Below are 16,489 nucleotides of genomic sequence, written 5' to 3' on the forward strand. Positions count from 1 at the left end.
CCCCCGTGACTCGTCCCACAGGAAAACGGGGGAAGCCGGTGCCTCAGGAGCAAACAGCAGCCAGCACAGAGCCGACCAGGGCCGCCGCCGTGCGGGTGAGCGGCCTGTGGAAGCGCTACGGAGAGCAGATCGCGGTCGCGGGGATCGATCTGGAGCTGCCCGCCGGGCAGTTCATCGGCCTCGTCGGGCCCAATGGAGCCGGTAAGACCACCACGCTTTCGATGATCACCGGCCTGCTGCGCCCCGACTCGGGGACCGTGGAGATCGGCGGGCACGACGTCTGGCGGGACCCGGTCGAGATCAAGGCGCGGATCGGGGTGCTGCCGGAGGGACTGCGGATGTTCGAGCGGCTCTCCGGCCGGGAGCTGCTCACCTACACCGGGCGGCTGCGCGGGCTGCCCGGTGCGGAGGTCGACAGGCGCGCCACCCAGCTCCTGGACGTCCTGGATCTCGCGGGCTCCCAGAACAAGCTGGTCATCGACTACTCCACCGGTATGCGGAAGAAGATCGGACTGGCCGCCGCGCTGCTCCACAACCCGGAAGTCCTCTTCCTCGACGAGCCCTTCGAGGGGGTCGACCCGGTCTCCGCCCAGACCATCCGCGGCGTCCTGGAGCGCTACACCCACTCCGGCGCCACCGTCGTCTTCTCCAGCCATGTCATGGAGCTGGTGGAGTCGCTGTGCGACTGGGTGGCGGTGATCGCGAAGGGGCGGATCCGGGCCCATGGCCCGCTGGCCGAGGTGCGGGGCGACGCACCGTCCCTGCAGAACGCCTTCCTGGAACTGGTCGGCGCGGGCCGGCGCGAGGCGGGCCAGAGCCTCGACTGGCTGGGCGGCGGCGCCCGATGACGCTCACCGACCCGCTCGACGCCAAGGGCCCGCTCGGCACCGCCGCGCCCGCGCCGCCCGCCGTCCCCACCGTCTCCCCCACCCCCGTCTTCGTCTCCCTGAAGCTGGCGCTGCTGCGCAACGGGCTGCGCCAGTCCGGCGGTCGGCGGGCCGCGTATATCACCTCGCTGGTGCTGGCCATGCTGTTCGCCGTGTTGCAGCTCCTCGGTCTGGTGCTGCTGCGCGACACGAACCACGTCGACGCGCTGGTCACGCTGCTGACGGCGGTGCTCGCGCTCGGCTGGGCGGTGATGCCGCTGTTCTTCCCCGGCGGCGACGAAACCCTCGACCCGACCCGGCTGGTGATGCTGCCGCTGCGGCCGCGCTCGCTGATCACCGCACTGCTGGTGTCCTCGCTGATCGGCATCGGCCCGCTCTTCACCCTGACCCTGGCGGCCGGTTCGGCCGTCGCCGTCGCGCACGGGGCGGCGGCCGCGGTGGCGGCGGCGGTGGCCGTGGTGCTGACGGTGCTGGTGTGCGTGGCGCTGGCCCGCGCCGTCGCCACGGCCAACACCCGCCTCCTCACCAGCCGTAAGGGCCGCGACCTGGCGGTGCTCAGCGGTCTGTTCGTCGCGATCGGCGCGCAGTTCGTGAACCTCGGGGCCCAGCAGCTCGGCGGCAAGAACGGCCTGGCCGTGCTGGAACCGGCCGCGCGGGTGCTGCGCTGGGTGCCGCCCGCGGCGGCGATCGACGCCGTCCAGGGGGTGAGCGACGGCGCCTATGGGGTCGCCGCGGCCCAGTTCGCGCTGACGGCGGGCGCGTTGGCGCTGCTGATGTGGTGGTGGACGGGCACCCTCACCCATCTGATGACCACGCCGGACGCCTCCACGCTCCAGGCGGCGGCGCCGCGCGAGCGGCGGGGCTCCGGCACGGCCGACACCCCGGACGCCTCGGGCCCGTTCGCCCGGCTGCTGCCCGCCGGCCGCACCGGCACGGTGCTGCTGCGGACCCTGCGCTATGCCGTACGGGACCCGAAGACCAAGTCGGCATGGGTCACCTCGCTGGGCGTCGGCCTGCTGGTGCCCTTCATCACGGCGGTCCAGGGCAATGGCTCGATCTACTGGGCCTGCTGGGCGTCGGGGATGCTCGGCATGCTGATGTACAACCAGTTCGGGCAGGACTCCTCCGCCTTCTGGATGGTCGCCCAGACGATCTCCTCGCGCCGTGACGCCTATCTGGAGATGCGGGGCCGTGCGCTGGCGCTCCTCCTGGTCGCGGTGCCCTATGTGGCAATGGCGGTGCTCGGCTCCGCCGCCCTCCAGAAGAACTGGCCGGCCGCCCCCGAGGCGCTCGGGATCGCCCTGGCGCTGCTCGGCTCGATGCTGGCCACCGGCGCCCTGACCTCCGTGCTGGCCCCGTACTCCATTCCGCAGGACAGCGGTCACAAGAACGTCGTCCCGGCACAGGCGGGGATCGCCTGGCTCAGCATCTTGGGCGGGATGGTCGTGGGTGCCGTGCTGTGCGCACCGGTGCTGGGCCTGACGATCTGGCTGCATGTCTCCGGGGCGCACGGCTGGCTGTGGGTGGTCTTCCCGCTGGGCGCGGTGTACGGCGCGGCCCTCGCGGAGACCGGCCTGCGCATGGCGGCACCGCGGGTCGCGGCGCGGCTGCCGGAGATCCTGACGGCGGTCAGCAAGGGGTGAGCCCCGGGCACGCAGCGCATCGGCGGGGCCGGGGACTCACCCCGGCCCCGCCGATGCGTGGTGGCGTCGCACGAACCGCCCGCACCTCAACTGCCGTAACGTTCCGGCTAGTCGAGGTACTTGCTGTACACCCAGCCTCTGGTCCCGGGCCGGATTCCGGTCGTCGTCCGCCTGAGGATCTTTCCGTAGGACCAGCTCTTCTCAAAGCCCCGGGTGCGGCAGAAGTACCGGAAGGAATCCCCCCGGTAAAGCGTCCCTATAGCGCGGTACCGCTTTCCCGGTCCGGTACGGAATCTCGCCCCACTGGTGGAGACCTTGAAATTGACATCCGGGGAATTGAACTGACACGCCGATGACCCCACCGCCGACGCCGTCGGCGCCAGGGCCACGGAACCGCCCAGCATCAGCGTCGCCGCGAGCACGACCATCGAGGCTTTACGTTGGATCTTCACGCAACCACCCCCCGTGATCGGTTAATTCACTGCATGATCGGTTAATTCACTGCGCGCCGAAGAGCGTAGCACCCGTCAATCCGGAAGCTCATGACCCGGTAAAGCCCCGACGGTCCCGCGGCGAGTCGCCGGTGCACCGGTGCATCCGACAACAAGTTGAAAGCCGAAGGGAATTGTCAGCCGAGTGCGTCCGGCGTGAGCCCCGCCGCATCCGCATGCCCCGACAGCGCCATCGTCAGCTCGAACTCGGCCAGCAGGGAGCGGATCACATGCTCCACCCCCGGCTGCCCGTCCAGCCCCAGCCCATACGCGTACGGCCGCCCCAGCAGCACCGCGCGGGCGCCGAGGGCGAGCGCCTTGAACACATCGTCACCGGTGCGCACCCCGCTGTCGAAGAGCACCGCCAGCCGGTCGCCGACCGCCGCCACCACCCCCGGCAGCGCGTCGGCCGCCCCGATGGAGCCGCCCACCTGGCGGCCTCCGTGGTTGGACACCACGACGCCGTCCATCCCCGCCTCCTCCGCACGCCGGGCGTCGTCGGGGTGCAGCACCCCCTTCAGCACGATCGGTCCGTCCCACTGCTCACGCAGAAACGCCAGGTCCTCCCAGGTCTTCCCGGGGTCGCCGAACATCTGCACAAAGTGCAGTACCGCGGCGTCCCGGTCCTCGTGGACCGGTTTGGCGAGCCCGGCCCGGAACGCCGGATCGGTGAAGTAGTTGGCGGTTCCCACACCGCGCAGGAACGGCAGATACGCCTGGTCGAGATCGCGCGGCCGCCAGGCCAGCAGCGGGGTGTCGAGGGTCACCACAAGGGCGGTGAAACCACACGTCCTCGCCCGGTCCAGAAAGCTCCTGGTGACCTCGCGGTCCTTGCCCCAGTAGAGCTGGAACCACCGCTCACCGTCCCCCATCGCCTCCGCCACCCGCTCCATCGGCGTACTGGACGCGGAGGACAGGATGAACGGCACGCCCTGCGCCGCGGCGGCCCGCGCCGCCGCGCACTCGGCGTCCGGGTGCATGATCGACAGCACGCCGATCGGCGCGAGCGCGAGCGGCGCGGGCAGCCGGGTGCCCAGCAGCTCGACCGACAGCTTCCGCCGCCGTACGTCACGGAGCATCCGCGGCACAATCCGATGCCGGTCCAGCGCCGCTCGGTTGGCCCGCTCGGTGCTGCCGTTGCCCGCGCTGCCCGCGACATAGCCCACCGGCCCGGGCCCCAGCCGGGCCTCGGCCAGCTCCTCGAGCCGGGTCAGATCGGCGGGCAGCCGGGGAACGACGCCGGTCATCCCGTTCAGATAGATCTCGTACTGAAATGCCGCCCAGTCCCTGCCGGGTTCCGGATCCGTGATGTCGCCGCCGATCATGTGCTTCCCTTCACCTGTCCATTACTGGTCAATTTCCCATTGCCGCAAGGCAGTAGAGGACTCGTAGGATCGACGAACCGTCGGTCGCGTTCAAGGGATCACACCGGAACGCGACGGAGACAGTTCCCGCATTGGAGTTCCCCGTGCCGCTGACCAAGACAACATGGCTGCGGGTCGGCGCGCCCGTTGCCGTACTGGCTCTCGCCCTGACCGCGTGCGGACCATTCGGGGAAAAGGGCGATACATCCGAGAACGCGCGGCACACATCCCGCTCGGAGGCCGCCGACGGAGATCAGGGTGGGGCGCGGACGGTGGGAATGCGGTCGGGGGGTGGGGTGTTCTGGCCGGGTCAGACCGGTACGCGTGCGTTCAAGGAGGACACCGGGGTCGAGCCCACCTATCGGATCGCGGCGCAGAAGGTCGACATCGGCACGGCGGACGAGGCGAAGGCGCTGGTGCCGGACCCGGCGGACGCCAAAGGCCTGGTGCCCGCGGTCGCCCAGGTGAAGTACACCCATCTGCGCGGGGCCACCGTGCGGGAGTATCCGCGGGTCGGGGACTACGCGGAGGTGTACGCGGACGGCCGGCGGGGGGCCAAGGTCGTGGACGATGCCGGACAGCCCAAGGGCTGCGCGGACCCGGACGGGATCAAGGACTGGAAGAACGGGCAGAGCTATCTGCTCTGCACCACCTTCCTGATTCCCGCGCGGGCCAGGTCGGTCGAGGTCATGTGGACGGAGATCGGCGGCGAGCCGTTCACCTGGGCGTTCTGAACCGGGGGGCGCGCCGTCGTCAGACGGGGAGGGCCGAGGCCAGGAAGGGCTCCACGGCGCGGCGCCAGCCGTCCGGCTGGTCGTAGTGGACCAGATGGCCCGCGTCCACCACCTCCGCATACTGCCCGTGGGGCAGGACGCGGACCATCTCCTGCGCCTCCGCACGGCCCAGCTCGCCGTCCAGCCCGCGGACGACCAGGGTGGGGCACTCGACCAGCGCGAGCTCTTCCCAATGGGCGTCCCGGACCCAGGTCTCACGGGCCTTCAGCATCTGGCGGCAGGAGAAGGCCGGACGCCAGCCGTCCGAACGCTCGGCCATGACCTCGGCGAAGAAATCGCCCCGGGCCGGATTCGGCCGCTCCAGCGCCGGATCGTCCTCACCGAACCACCTGCGCACATCGGCGAGCGTCGCGAACGGCACCGGCCAGGAGCGGAACCATTCCGCCCACTCGCGCTGTGAGGCGGCGCCGAGGGCCGACGCACGCATATCGCAGATGACCAGCGCCCGGACCAGATCGGGGCGGCGGGCCGCGAGCTGCCAGGCGGTGAGGGCGCCCATGGCATGGCCGATCAGGGTCACGGGGGCGAGGCCGAGCTGCTCCACGGCCGCCTCGGCGTCGTCCACATAGGTGGAGCGGTCGAAGGGCCCCTCGGCCGGCTTGTCGCTGCGGCCATGGCCGCGCTGGTCGAGGGCGACCGCCCGATGGCGGGTGGAGAGCCAGCGGGCCGTCTCCGCCCAGTGGGCCGCCCGGCCCAGCAGCCCATGGAGCAACAGCACTCCGGGGCCCCGCGCTCCCTCGCGGCCGGCGCCTGCCTTGGGCGGATCGGTGAACTCCCAGGCGGCGAGCCGCACGCCGCCGGTCCCGCTCACCTCAATGCGTCGCACCATGTGGTCTGGCACCTCCAGCCCTCTCTCGAACACCCTCACAGTATCGAACTCATATTCGAACACGATGCTGTTACGTCCAACACCCCTCGTTCGAGTGACCACCGTCAGGGGTTGATCGTCTGTGCCATGGGGAGACAGCTAGCGGGAGGCGGACTGCTCGGGGAAGGGAGTCCGCGGGGGACGACCCTGAGAGCTCGGGGCTCCGGGTCACCAGGGCTCCGGGTCGCACCGGCCGCGTTCGCGCGGTCCGTGCGGCCCGGGGCCCAGCGGGGGGACATGGGGAAGCGGGGCCCCGGCACCTGACGGCACCGGGGCCCTCGCTGAAGAATTCCCCCTCGGCGGCACAGCCTCTCGGGCCCACCGCGGCCCCCTCCCCTGACGGCCTGCGCGTCAGCGACAGCGTCGCACGCGTCGGCCCCGCCCGCTCGGTTTCTCTCGACTCCGGTTTCGGGAAAATCCGTCGTCGCAGGTCGTGACGGCCGAATCGACTGAACGGGGTGTATCGGTCAGCGTGTCGAAGCGCGCGAGGCTGTGCGGGGGTGTATGCGCGAGGCGTTGGACCGCCTGGCCCCCGGGGCCCCCGGGGGTCTGGAGCGGGGCCGGTCGGAGCGTCCGCACGCCGGGGGTCGGGGGGCGGAATGATCGGAACGGTCGAGACGGTCGGATCGGTCGGGACGGGGGAATCCCCGGGTTCGTGGATCAGGGCGGGGGTCGGGGATTCAGGGTCTGGAATTGGGCAGGGGGCCGGAATCAGGTGCGAGAAGCTCGCGCCCGGCCGGGGTCGGCGCTCGGCCACGAAGACCGGGGGTCAACGCTTGGCCGGTCAGCGCTCGGCCACGAAGACCGGAGGTCAGCGCTCGGCCACGAAGACCGGAGGTCAGCGCTCGGCCGGTCAGCGCTTGGCCACGAAGACATGCGAGGCGATCTCCGCCTCCAGCTCCGCCGCCTCACCGCTGCTGCCGATCAGCACCCCGCCCGGCGACTCCGTGACGCTCACCACGGAGCCCGGCTGCACCCCGGCCCGCCGCAGCGTGTACATCACCTGGGCGTCGGCCTGGATGGGCTCGCCGATGCGGCGCACCACCACCGTCTTGCCCTCCGAGCCGGGCTCCAGCTCACGCAGGCTCACCATGGACTCGTCCAGGAACGGATCGGCCTCGGCCTTCTCGCCCAGCTCCTCCAGGCCCGGAATCGGGTTGCCGTAAGGCGACTCGGTCGGATGGCGGAGCAGCTCCAGCACGCGCCGCTCCACCGCCTCGCTCATCACATGCTCCCAGCGGCACGCCTCGGCGTGGACCTGCTCCCACTCCAGCCCGATCACATCGACGAGCAGGCACTCGGCGAGCCGGTGCTTGCGCATCACCCGCGTGGCCAGCCGACGGCCCTCCTCGGTCAGCTCCAAATGACGGTCGCCCGCGACCGTGACCAGCCCGTCGCGCTCCATTCGCGCCACCGTCTGGCTGACCGTCGGGCCGCTCTGCTCGAGCCGCTCCGCGATCCGGGCGCGCATGGGGACCACGCCCTCCTCCTCGAGCTCGAGGATGGTGCGGAGATACATCTCCGTGGTGTCGATCAGTCCGGACATGCGTGCCCCTCGAAGTGTCGTGCGGTGGCCCTCAGCCAATTCTGACGCATCCCGCCGACAACGGGGCCGAGACAGCCTCTTCCGCCGCAAGGGACCGGACTGCTATTGACAGCGTCATGATCGGAAACCCCACAGGGAAGGCGACGCGTTGATGAACGAGTCCAAACCGGCCGGGCAATTCTTCGACGCGGCCATCGGCCTGCTGCGGCAGGTGCGGGACGAGGAGGGCGAGCATATCGCCGCGGCGGGCAGCCTGATCGCCGATACCGTCGCCGCGGGCGGCCGCCTCTTCGCATTCGGCGCCGGGCACTCCTCCCTGCCCGCGCAGGACGTCGTCTACCGCGCGGGCGGGCTCGCCCTGATGAACCTGCTGCCGGTGCCGGGGGTGGTGGGCGTGGACGTCATGCCCGCCACCCTCGGCAGCGCGCTGGAACGCGTCGAGGGACTCGCCACGACCGTCCTCGACAGCAGTCCGCTCCGGTCCGGGGACCTGCTGATCGTGATCTCGCTGTCCGGGCGCAACGCCCTGCCCGTGGAGATGGCGATGAGCGCCCGGGAGCGCGGTGTCAGGGTGATCGGGGTGACCTCGGTCGGCTACGCGACCGGCACCACCTCGCGCAACCCCTCCGGTGGCTTCCTCAAGGACCAGTGCGATCTGGTCATCGACAACAAGATCGCGATCGGCGACGCGGAACTCACGGTGGACGGCGTCGGCGCGCCCTTCGCGCCCGCGTCCACCGTCGTGACAAGCGCGATCATGCAGTCCATGGTGGCCGCCGGGGTCGCGGAACTGGCCGAGCGGGGGATCGAGCCGCCCATGCTGAGGTCGGGGAACGTGGACGGCGGGCATGAGTGGAACCGCAAGGTGATGACCGAGTACGGGGACCGGATCTTCTACCGAAGGTGAGACCCTCGCCGGGAGCCTTGACCGGCGGTGAGACCCTCGCCGGGAGCCTTGACCGGTGGTGAGCTCATACACGTGGTGGCCCGCCGGTGAGCGCGCAGCGGGGGGTAGCTTCCCCCACCCCGCCCCTTCCCGAATCCCGGGGGCGGCCCCGGACCCCGGCCGGGGCTCCGCCCCCGCACCCCGCTCCTCAAACACCGGAGGGGCTGGAGCGAATCCCGGGGACGGCCCCGGATCCCGGCCAGCGCTCCGCCCCCGCACCCCGCTCCTCAAACACCGGAGGGGCTTGAGCGAACCCCAGGGGCGGCCCCGGACCCCGGCCAGCGCTCCGCCCCCGCACCCCGCTCCTCAAACACCGGAGGGGCTGAATTGGCCGCGGGCGGCGGGCGCGCGGCGCCTCCCGGGCCGGGGCTGCACGGGCCGGGGCTGCAGGGGCCGGGGCGTCATGGCCTGGGGCCTCCCGGCCCGGGGCGTCAGCGGCGGCCCATGGCCAGGTCCACCGAGGCTGCGACGCGGGCCGCGACGTCCTCCGCGTACGCCGCGTCCGTACGGTCGAAGGCCCGGCGGCTGGACGTACGCAGGAAGGTGACCACGCCGAGGGTGCGGCCGCGGCTGCGCAGCACCGCGCACAGGCCGTGCACCGTGCCCTCCGGCCATTTGCGGGCCACCGCCCACTGGGCCGCCGCGGTCTCGTCCGAGCGTCTCGTGCTCGCCCGTACCGAACCGCAGCGGTCGACCGCCTGGAGCGCCGGATGGCCCTCCGGGTAGCCCAGCGGGATGCCGCCCGGGACGACGGGCGGGCAGGGGCCGGGGGCGCCGACGGGGGTGGCCGCCGCCCGGACGAGCCGGACCCGGTCCGCCGGGGCGCCCGGCGGTGGGTCCAGGACCAGGTCGATCAGGGCGTGATCGGCGAAGCCCGCCAGCGCGAAGTCCAGGTGGACCGAGGCCGCCTCCATCGGGTCCTCGCATTCGGCCGCCGCCCGCGCCGCCCGGTGCAGTTGGTTGCCCCGGAAGCGCATCCGGGCGCTCTCCTGCTCCTGGCCCTTCGCCTCCGTCACATCCTGGAAGATCCAGGCCACGCCGAGCGGCGTCGGCTCCTCGGTGAGCGGTGAGGCCAGCCGGAGGAAGCCGCTGAGGTAGCAGCGGCGCCGGGCCGCCGCACCGGCCTCGCCACGGTCGACCCCCTCGCCGCGCACCGCCTCGTCGTCGTCGAGCAGTTCGTAGCGCACACTGTCCGCGCCCTCGAAGCCGTCCGCCGCGTCGGCTTCCCGCAGTGTCACCCACAGCTCGGTGGGCGCCGGGGGCGCGCCCTCCGCAAGGACGTGCTGCAGCGCGGCCTCCGCCTCCTCGACGCCCTGGTCCAGGAAATCGCCCAGCGGCCGGCCGGGCGCGGTTTTACGGGCCGTACGCAGCGCGCCCGCCGCGCTGGCGTTGACGACGGCCACCCGTAGATCCGCGTCGACCAGGACCACGTTCCACGACGCGTCCTCCAGCAGCGCCTCGCTCAGCGCTATCGACCGCTCCAGGTCGACCTGCGCATGCACCTCGCTGAAGGCGCAGTACACCCCGGCCGGGCGGCCGTCCGCGCCCGCCACCGCCGAGGACTGGGTACGGACCAGGACCCGGCCGCCGTCCTTGGTCAGCAGCGCGAACTCGTGCACCCGGCGTCCCATGGTGCCCATGGCCTCCGTAAGGCGCGCGTCGACGTCCCGTGCGTCCCCTGGGCGGGCGGCCCAGCCGCCCAGCCCCTTGCGGCCGACCGCCTCCGCCGCCGTCCAGCCGAGGATGCGCTCGGCCTCGTGGTTCCAGTGGGTCACCATGCCGTCGGCGTCGAACGCGCACAGGGCGGCGTCCATCCCGTCGAGCAGCGCGGCGAGCAGTTCGGAGTCGGGCCGCTCGGGACCGTCCGGGCACTCGGGCCGGACGGACGCCGACGCGGCGGCGCCCGCCTGCCCGGGGACCCCCCGCGAGGATCGGGCGGAACGCGCTGGCCCTGCGGGTTCGGAACGTTGTGAAGCGCTCACCTGACACCCCTTGCTCGACGTGGCTGTCTGTTGTGGGGCACGTCGGACATTGAACTCGAACGTGACACGCGCCACACCGCATTCGTCGAAATCGTTGCCACACGGAAATTCGCTTGTGTGTGGCAGGAGGCGGTTCTTAGGCTTCCACTACACGAGAAGGGAGGTGGTTCGGCAGATGTATGAAATCCGGACGCGTGAGGTGACTGCGGGCTAGCAGTCCGTCGTCGCGCTCTGCGCATCGCCGGACTGGCGCACGAAAGAGGTGCGCAGCCGGCCAATCCCATGCAGTCACCCGACCCGCGGGTCGCCGGTACGTCCGACCGGCCCCCTTCCGCCTCAGGGCGTCAGGGGTAAAGACCCGCGGGTTGTCCGCGTTTTCGGGGCTCTTCACGGGCCTCAGAGCTCTTCAGGTGCCTCAGGGCTCTTCAGGACATCGGGGCTCTTCAAGGCATCAGGGGGTTTGTTCTCGGCAGCCTTACGGGTCTGTTCTCGGCGGCTTTACGGTCCGCACCGGCCCGAGCGCCGCCCTCCGCACGCGCCGCCCCTACGGGTACAGCCGCTCCACCCGCCAGCCCTCCTCAGCGGGCAGCCGGACGTACCGCAGCCGGTCGTGCAGCCGGTTCTCCCGGCCCTGCCAGAATTCCACCGCCTCCGGCACCACCCGGAACCCGCCCCACTCCGGCGGCACCGGCACCTGCTCCCCCGGCGGATAGCGGTCCGCCAGCTCCTCGTACGAGCGGTCCAGTTCCTCCCGCGAGCCCACCACCGAGGACTGCGTGCTCGCCCACGCCCCGAGCTGTGAGCCGTGCGGCCGGGTCCGGAAGTACGCCGCCGTCTCGTCCCGCCCGGTGCGCCGCGCGGCGCCCGTGACGATCACCTGCCGGGCGATGGGATGCCAGGGGAAGAGCAGCGCGACATTCGGGTTCTCGCCCAGCTCACGGCCCTTGCGGGAGCCGTAGTTGGTGTAGAAGACGAAGCCGCGCTCGTCGAAGCTCTTCATCAGGACGGTGCGGGAGCTGGGGCGGCCCGCCGCGTCGGCCGTCGAGACGATCATGGCGTTCGGTTCGAAGAGCCCGCTGCCGACCGCGTCCTCGAACCACCGCGTGAACTGCCGGAACGGATCGCCCGCGAGGTCCGCCTCGTCGAAGCCGGCCGCGCGGTAGTGCTCGCGCATGGCGGCCGGGTCGTACGTACGCGCGGAGGAAGCCGAGGGCTCCGAGTCAACGTGAGGCACGGGCATATCTTGCAACATCATCGGTCCTTCGCACGGGCTGCCCCGGACGAGCGGTCTCCCTCCCCCGCCTTACCGTCCCGTAACCCTCCCGCGACGCGCACCGCGTGTGCCGCTTCTCACGCTTCCCCGTGGCGTGCGCACGCACCAGACTGAGGATGACCATGCGCCTGTCGGCGCCTGGCAGGCACCACCCCCCGTGTCCTGGAGGTCACTCCCCGCCGCGGTTGGGTGACCACCACCCGCACGGGGCACATCACCGGAGTGACCGGTACGGACCGCGAGCCGTGTCAGGCGGCCGCGTAACCGTTCCGGCACCGCCGTCGTCCGCAGCATGAGGAGCCGCCTGATGTCCGACTTCGTACCCGGACTCGAAGGAGTCGTCGCGTTCGAGACGGAGATCGCCGAACCCGACAAGGAAGGCGGCGCGCTGCGCTACCGAGGCGTGGACATCGAGGACCTGGTGGGCCATGTCTCCTTCGGGAACGTCTGGGGTCTGCTGGTCGACGGTGCCTTCAACCCGGGGCTGCCGGCCGCCGAGCCGTTCCCCATCCCGGTCCACTCCGGGGACGTCCGGGTCGACGTCCAGTCCGCGCTGGCCATGCTCGCGCCCGTCTGGGGCCTCAAACCGCTGCTGGACATCGACGCGGAGCAGGCCCGTGAGGACCTGGCGCGCGCGGCCGTGATGGCGCTGTCCTACGTCGCCCAGTCGGCCCGCGGCCAGGGGAAGCCGATGGTGCCGCAGCGGGAGATCGACAAGGCCGGGACCATCGTGGAGCGCTTCATGCGGCGCTGGCGTGGTGAGCCGGACCCCAAGCATGTCGCCGCCGTCGACGCGTACTGGACCTCGGCCGCCGAGCACGGGATGAACGCCTCCACCTTCACCGCCCGCGTCATCGCCTCCACCGGCGCCGATGTCGCCGCCGCGCTCTCGGGTGCGGTGGGCGCCATGTCGGGGCCGCTGCACGGCGGCGCGCCCTCCCGGGTGCTCGGCATGATCGAGGAGATCGAGCGCACCGGGGACGCCACCGGCTACGTCCGGCAGGCCCTCGACCGGGGCGAGCGGCTGATGGGCTTCGGCCACCGCGTCTACCGCGCCGAGGACCCGCGGGCGCGGGTGCTGCGGCGCACCGCGAAGGAGCTGGGCGCGCCGCGCTTCGAGGTCGCCGAGGCGCTGGAGCGGGCCGCCCTGGACGAGCTGCACAACCGGCGGCCGGACCGGGTGCTGGCCACGAACGTGGAGTTCTGGGCGGCCATCGTGCTGGACTTCGCCGAGGTCCCGGCGCCCATGTTCACCTCGATGTTCACCTGCGCCCGCACGGCGGGCTGGAGCGCGCACATCCTGGAGCAGAAGCGGACCGGCCGTCTGGTGCGGCCGTCGGCCCGGTACATCGGCCCCGGCACGCGCAGCCCGCACGAGATCGACGGGTACGGGGACACCAAGCGATAGTTCGGGCGGCGAGGGGTTGCTCGGGAACCCGAGCTGCGGCACGGGAGCCGAACCGTAGCCCAGGAGCCAAGCCCTGGCTCAGGACGCGGCCGGGGAAGGGTGGCCAGGTTCCTGCGGGGCCAGGATCGCCTCCACGATCCGCGACCACTGGGCCACCACCCGCTCCCGGCGTTGGCCGTCGTCCGTCAGGAGGTTGGCCAGGCCCAGGCCGCGTCCCATGTCGAGCAGGCCCTGGACGGCCTCCCGGACGCCCGGCGCCGACTCGTCGGCGCCCAGCAGCTCCACGGCCATCCGATGGGTCTCCCGGCCGATCTTCGCCTCCAGGGCGGTCACCCGGGAGCCCAACTGCTCCTCGTACGAGGCCGCCACCCACAACTGGAGCGCGGCCCGGAAGAGCGGGCCGGTGTAGAGGGTGATCAGCGCCTCGACCACCGTGTGGACGCGGCCCTCCCCATGCGGGGCGGGGAGGGCGCGCAGCTCGGCCGAGCGCTCCTCGGCGACATGCTCGACGGCGGCCGTGAAGAGGTCCTCACGGGTCGGGAAGTGGTGCTGGGCCGCGCCCCGCGACACCCCGGCCCGCTCGGCGACCACCGCGACCGTGGACCCTGCCCAGCCGCGCTCGGCGAGGCAGGCCACGGCGGCTTCCAACAGCCGCCTGCGGGTCGCGCGGCTGCGGTCCTGCTTGGGGTCGCGCAATGCCGTACGGGGGGTCATCGGGACGCCCCCGCGGCCCCGGCGTCCGGGGTAGCCCCAGCGTCCCCCGCGGCCCCCGCGGCCCCGGCGTCCCCCGCGGCCTGAGCGTCCGCCCCCGCCTCGGCCGCCGTCTCCCGTACCCACACCGGCTCGCGCCGCTCCAGGAACGCCGTCATGCCCTCCCGGGCCTCCTCGGAGGCGAAGAGGCAGGCCGACAGCGCGGCCAGCGGTTCGCCGTCCCGGTCGAAGGCGCGCAGCACATCGGCGGTCACCAGCCGCTTGGACTCGGCGAGACCCTGCGGGGAGCCCCGGCGCAGCCCGTCGAGGACGGGCGCCAGCGCCTCGTCCGCGTCGCCCTCCGGGTCCGCGATCGTCACCAGCCCGATCCGGGCCGCCTCGGCGGCGTCGAACCGCTCGCCCGTGAGGTAGTAGCGGGCCGCCGCGCGCCGGTCCAGCCGGGGCAGCAGCGGCATCGAGATGACGGCCGGGGCGAGGCCGAGCCGCGCCTCGGTGAAGGCGAAGCTGGCGCCGCGCCCGGCGGCCGAGATGTCGCAGGCTCCGAGCAGCCCGAGCCCACCGGCCCGCACATGTCCGGTGACGCGCGCGACGACCGGCTTGGGCAGCTCCACGATCGACCGCAACAGCGCCACCAGTGCGGCCGCACCGGACGCCGAGGGCGGTTCGCTCAGATCCGCGCCCGCGCAGAAGGTGGTGCCGGTGTGGGTGAGCAGCACCGCCCGGACGCGGTCGTCCCGCCCGGCCGCCGCCAGCGCCTCGCGCAACTCGGCGACCAGGCGCGTCGAGAGAGCGTTGCGGTTGTGCGGCGAGTCCAGGGTGAGGGTGGTGATACCGCGCGCGGAGGCGGACCGTATGAGAGGCATTCGCACCCCGGACGTGGTGGAGCCTCCGGTCGCGGGACCTCCAGTCGGCGGAACATCCTGGGTCGTGGGGCCGTCGGTCATGGGGTGGTCGAACTCCTTTCCCTGGCGCGCAGTTCACGCCTCAGGATCTTGCCGGTGGCCGAGCGCGGCACGGTGTCCGTGAACTCCACGCGGCGCACCTTCTTGTACGGGGCCACCTGTCCGGCAACGTACGCGATCAGGTCGTCCTCCGAGATCCGGGTCCCGGGCCGGCGCACCACATACGCCTTGGGGATCTCGTTGCCCGCCCCGTCCGTCACCCCGATCACGGCGGCGTCGGCGACGGCCTCATGGGCGAGCAGCACGGCCTCCAGGTCGGCCGGGGCGACCTGATAGCCCTTGTACTTGATCAACTCCTTCACCCGGTCCACCACATACAGCCAGCCGTCCGCGTCCACATGCCCGACGTCGCCGGTGTGCAGCCAGCCCTCGGCGTCGATCATCGCGTCGGTGTCCTCGGGGCGGCCCAGATAGCCCTTCATCACCTGCGGTCCGCGGATGACTATCTCGCCGTCCTCGCCCACGGCCAGGTCCTCGCCGGTGTCCGGGCCCACGATGCGCATCTCGGTGCTCGGAAGCAGCTTTCCGACCGTCCCCGGTGGTGCGTTCTTCGCATCGCGCGGCACCAGATGGCAGCCCGGGGACAGCTCCGTCATCCCGAACGCCTGCAGCAGCGGCGGGACACCGAGCCGCCGGGCGCACGCCTCCGCGAGCCGGGCGTCCAGCGGGGCCGCCGCGCTCAGCACGTACCGCACCGACGACAGATCGTGGCCGTCCACCGCCGGGTGCTTGGCGAGCGCGAGCACGATCGGCGGGGCCACATAGAGCGCCTGCGCCCGGTGCTTCTCGATGGCGGCGAGGAAGCTGTCGAGTTCGAAGCGGGGCAGCACGATGACCGTGGCGCCGTTGCGGAGCGGCGCGTTCATGAGCGCCGTAAGGCCGTAGCTGTGGAAGAACGGCAGGACGGCCAGTACCCGCTCCCCCGGCTGGTTGGGGACCAGCGTCTCCACCTGCGCGAGGTTGGTGGAGACGTTGCGGTGGGTGAGCAGCACGCCCTTGGGGGTGCCGGTGGTGCCCGAGGAGTACGGCAGCACCGCGATGTCCTCGGCCGGGTCGATCTCCACCACCGGTTCGGGCGCGGTGCTCCTCATCATGGAGCGCAGCGAGCGATGGCCGCTCGCCTCGTCGCAGACGAAGATCTCCCGTACCCCGCCCGCCCGTTCGGCGGCCTGCCGGGCCACGCCCAGCAGCGCCGAGACGGTGATGATCCAGGACGCGGCCGCGTCCCGGAGCTGCTTGGCGAACTCCTCCGGCGTCGCCAGCGGATGCACCATGGTGACCGCTGCCCCGGTGCGGGTCGCGCCGTAGAAGGCCGGTGGGAACACGATCGAGTTGGGGCTGTGCAGCGCCAGCACATCACCCTTGCACACCCCCGCCTCGGCCAGCGCGGCCCCGATGCGGCGCGAGGCGCGATCCAGCGCGGCATAGCTCAGGGCCGCCCCGGTCACGCCGTCCACCAGCGCGGTCAGGTCGCCGAACTCCTCGGCCGCGCGGGCCAGTACGGCGTCGTGGATGGGCAGATCGACAGGCGGGACATCGGGATACTCGCTGCGCAGCACCATGGCCGTTCCCCTCAGCTCTGATGGACCTACCTGTCCGTTCTGCCCACCTCGT

14 protein-coding genes are annotated in these 16,489 nt (G+C 72.2%); 5 read left to right on the plus strand and 9 right to left on the minus strand.

Features of this window, described 5'->3' with window-relative positions; genetic code table 11:
* The first annotated feature begins 38 nt into the window (after positions 1 to 38).
* Complete coding sequence (locus STRVI_RS41015; RefSeq protein WP_050993856.1) at positions 39 to 848, plus strand: ABC transporter ATP-binding protein; 810 nt, start codon at positions 39 to 41, stop codon at positions 846 to 848.
* On the plus strand, positions 845 to 2,530 hold the full coding sequence (locus STRVI_RS41020; RefSeq protein WP_014061459.1) for a hypothetical protein: 1,686 nt from the start codon (positions 845 to 847) through the stop codon (positions 2,528 to 2,530). Before STRVI_RS41015 ends, STRVI_RS41020 begins: the two co-directional genes overlap by 4 nt.
* A gap of 107 nt (positions 2,531 to 2,637) precedes the next feature.
* On the opposite strand, the gene STRVI_RS41025 is transcribed toward STRVI_RS41020, so the two are convergent.
* Positions 2,638 to 2,982: an SH3 domain-containing protein gene (locus STRVI_RS41025; RefSeq protein WP_014061460.1), complete on the minus strand. Its 345-nt coding sequence runs from the start codon at positions 2,980 to 2,982 to the stop codon at positions 2,638 to 2,640.
* 176 nt (positions 2,983 to 3,158) lie between these two features.
* Complete coding sequence (locus STRVI_RS41030; protein WP_014061461.1) at positions 3,159 to 4,346, minus strand: lactate 2-monooxygenase; 1,188 nt, start codon at positions 4,344 to 4,346, stop codon at positions 3,159 to 3,161.
* Positions 4,347 to 4,681: 335 nt separating this feature from the next.
* Between STRVI_RS41030 and STRVI_RS41035 the strand changes: the two genes are divergently transcribed.
* Complete coding sequence (locus STRVI_RS41035) at positions 4,682 to 5,119, plus strand: hypothetical protein (protein WP_251982832.1); 438 nt, start codon at positions 4,682 to 4,684, stop codon at positions 5,117 to 5,119.
* 19 nt (positions 5,120 to 5,138) lie between these two features.
* Here STRVI_RS41035 and STRVI_RS41040 read toward each other — a convergent pair whose 3' ends face one another.
* A complete protein-coding gene (locus STRVI_RS41040) occupies positions 5,139 to 6,008 on the minus strand; it encodes an alpha/beta fold hydrolase (RefSeq protein ID WP_014061463.1) in 870 nt (289 codons plus the stop codon).
* Between the two features lie 892 nt (positions 6,009 to 6,900).
* Entirely contained in the window at positions 6,901 to 7,593 is a 693-nt protein-coding gene (locus STRVI_RS41045) for a metal-dependent transcriptional regulator (RefSeq protein ID WP_014061464.1), read from the minus strand.
* A 151-nt stretch (positions 7,594 to 7,744) separates the two neighbouring features.
* Here STRVI_RS41045 and STRVI_RS41050 point away from each other — a divergent pair, with 151 nt between their 5' ends.
* Complete coding sequence (locus STRVI_RS41050; RefSeq protein ID WP_014061465.1) at positions 7,745 to 8,500, plus strand: SIS domain-containing protein; 756 nt, start codon at positions 7,745 to 7,747, stop codon at positions 8,498 to 8,500.
* A 470-nt stretch (positions 8,501 to 8,970) separates the two neighbouring features.
* On the opposite strand, the gene STRVI_RS41055 is transcribed toward STRVI_RS41050, so the two are convergent.
* Both STRVI_RS41055 and pdxH read right to left on the minus strand, forming a co-directional pair.
* A complete protein-coding gene (locus STRVI_RS41055; RefSeq protein WP_014061466.1) occupies positions 8,971 to 10,521 on the minus strand; it encodes a PAS domain-containing protein in 1,551 nt (516 codons plus the stop codon).
* A gap of 544 nt (positions 10,522 to 11,065) precedes the next feature.
* Positions 11,066 to 11,761, minus strand: coding sequence for a pyridoxamine 5'-phosphate oxidase (gene pdxH, locus STRVI_RS41060; RefSeq protein ID WP_251982833.1), 696 nt, complete (start codon positions 11,759 to 11,761; stop codon positions 11,066 to 11,068).
* A gap of 340 nt (positions 11,762 to 12,101) precedes the next feature.
* Here pdxH and STRVI_RS41065 point away from each other — a divergent pair, with 340 nt between their 5' ends.
* A complete protein-coding gene (locus STRVI_RS41065; RefSeq protein ID WP_014061468.1) occupies positions 12,102 to 13,202 on the plus strand; it encodes a citrate synthase 2 in 1,101 nt (366 codons plus the stop codon).
* Between the two features lie 78 nt (positions 13,203 to 13,280).
* Here STRVI_RS41065 and STRVI_RS41070 read toward each other — a convergent pair whose 3' ends face one another.
* The 3 genes from STRVI_RS41070 to STRVI_RS41080 are packed head-to-tail and all read right to left on the minus strand — an operon-like array spanning position 13,281 to position 16,437.
* Positions 13,281 to 13,916 carry a TetR/AcrR family transcriptional regulator gene (locus tag STRVI_RS41070; protein WP_014061469.1) on the minus strand — a complete coding sequence of 212 codons (636 nt, stop codon included), beginning with the start codon at positions 13,914 to 13,916 and terminating at the stop codon, positions 13,281 to 13,283.
* Positions 13,913 to 14,857 (minus strand): enoyl-CoA hydratase family protein, encoded by a 945-nt coding sequence (locus STRVI_RS41075; protein WP_014061470.1) that lies wholly within the window; start codon positions 14,855 to 14,857, stop codon positions 13,913 to 13,915. Before STRVI_RS41075 ends, STRVI_RS41070 begins: the two co-directional genes overlap by 4 nt.
* Positions 14,854 to 16,437: a 4-coumarate--CoA ligase family protein gene (locus tag STRVI_RS41080; protein WP_014061471.1), complete on the minus strand. Its 1,584-nt coding sequence runs from the start codon at positions 16,435 to 16,437 to the stop codon at positions 14,854 to 14,856. Before STRVI_RS41080 ends, STRVI_RS41075 begins: the two co-directional genes overlap by 4 nt.
* Positions 16,438 to 16,489: the final 52 nt, after the last annotated feature.

The organism is Streptomyces violaceusniger Tu 4113 (assembly GCF_000147815.2).
Taxonomy (GTDB): domain Bacteria; phylum Actinomycetota; class Actinomycetes; order Streptomycetales; family Streptomycetaceae; genus Streptomyces; species Streptomyces violaceusniger_A.

Bases quoted from the DNA above. Each gene is read 5' to 3' on its own strand.
- STRVI_RS41020 (WP_014061459.1), top strand. From the start codon at position 845: ATGACGCTCACCGACCCGCTCGACGCCAAGGGCCCGCTCGGCACCGCC.
- STRVI_RS41030 (WP_014061461.1), bottom strand. From the start codon at position 4,346: ATGATCGGCGGCGACATCACGGATCCGGAACCCGGCAGGGACTGGGCG.
- STRVI_RS41040 (WP_014061463.1), bottom strand. From the start codon at position 6,008: ATGGTGCGACGCATTGAGGTGAGCGGGACCGGCGGCGTGCGGCTCGCC.
- STRVI_RS41045 (WP_014061464.1), bottom strand. From the start codon at position 7,593: ATGTCCGGACTGATCGACACCACGGAGATGTATCTCCGCACCATCCTC.
- STRVI_RS41050 (WP_014061465.1), top strand. From the start codon at position 7,745: ATGAACGAGTCCAAACCGGCCGGGCAATTCTTCGACGCGGCCATCGGC.
- pdxH (WP_251982833.1), bottom strand. From the start codon at position 11,761: ATGCCCGTGCCTCACGTTGACTCGGAGCCCTCGGCTTCCTCCGCGCGT.
- STRVI_RS41065 (WP_014061468.1), top strand. From the start codon at position 12,102: ATGTCCGACTTCGTACCCGGACTCGAAGGAGTCGTCGCGTTCGAGACG.
- STRVI_RS41070 (WP_014061469.1), bottom strand. From the start codon at position 13,916: ATGACCCCCCGTACGGCATTGCGCGACCCCAAGCAGGACCGCAGCCGC.
- STRVI_RS41075 (WP_014061470.1), bottom strand. From the start codon at position 14,857: ATGACCGACGGCCCCACGACCCAGGATGTTCCGCCGACTGGAGGTCCC.
- STRVI_RS41080 (WP_014061471.1), bottom strand. From the start codon at position 16,437: ATGGTGCTGCGCAGCGAGTATCCCGATGTCCCGCCTGTCGATCTGCCC.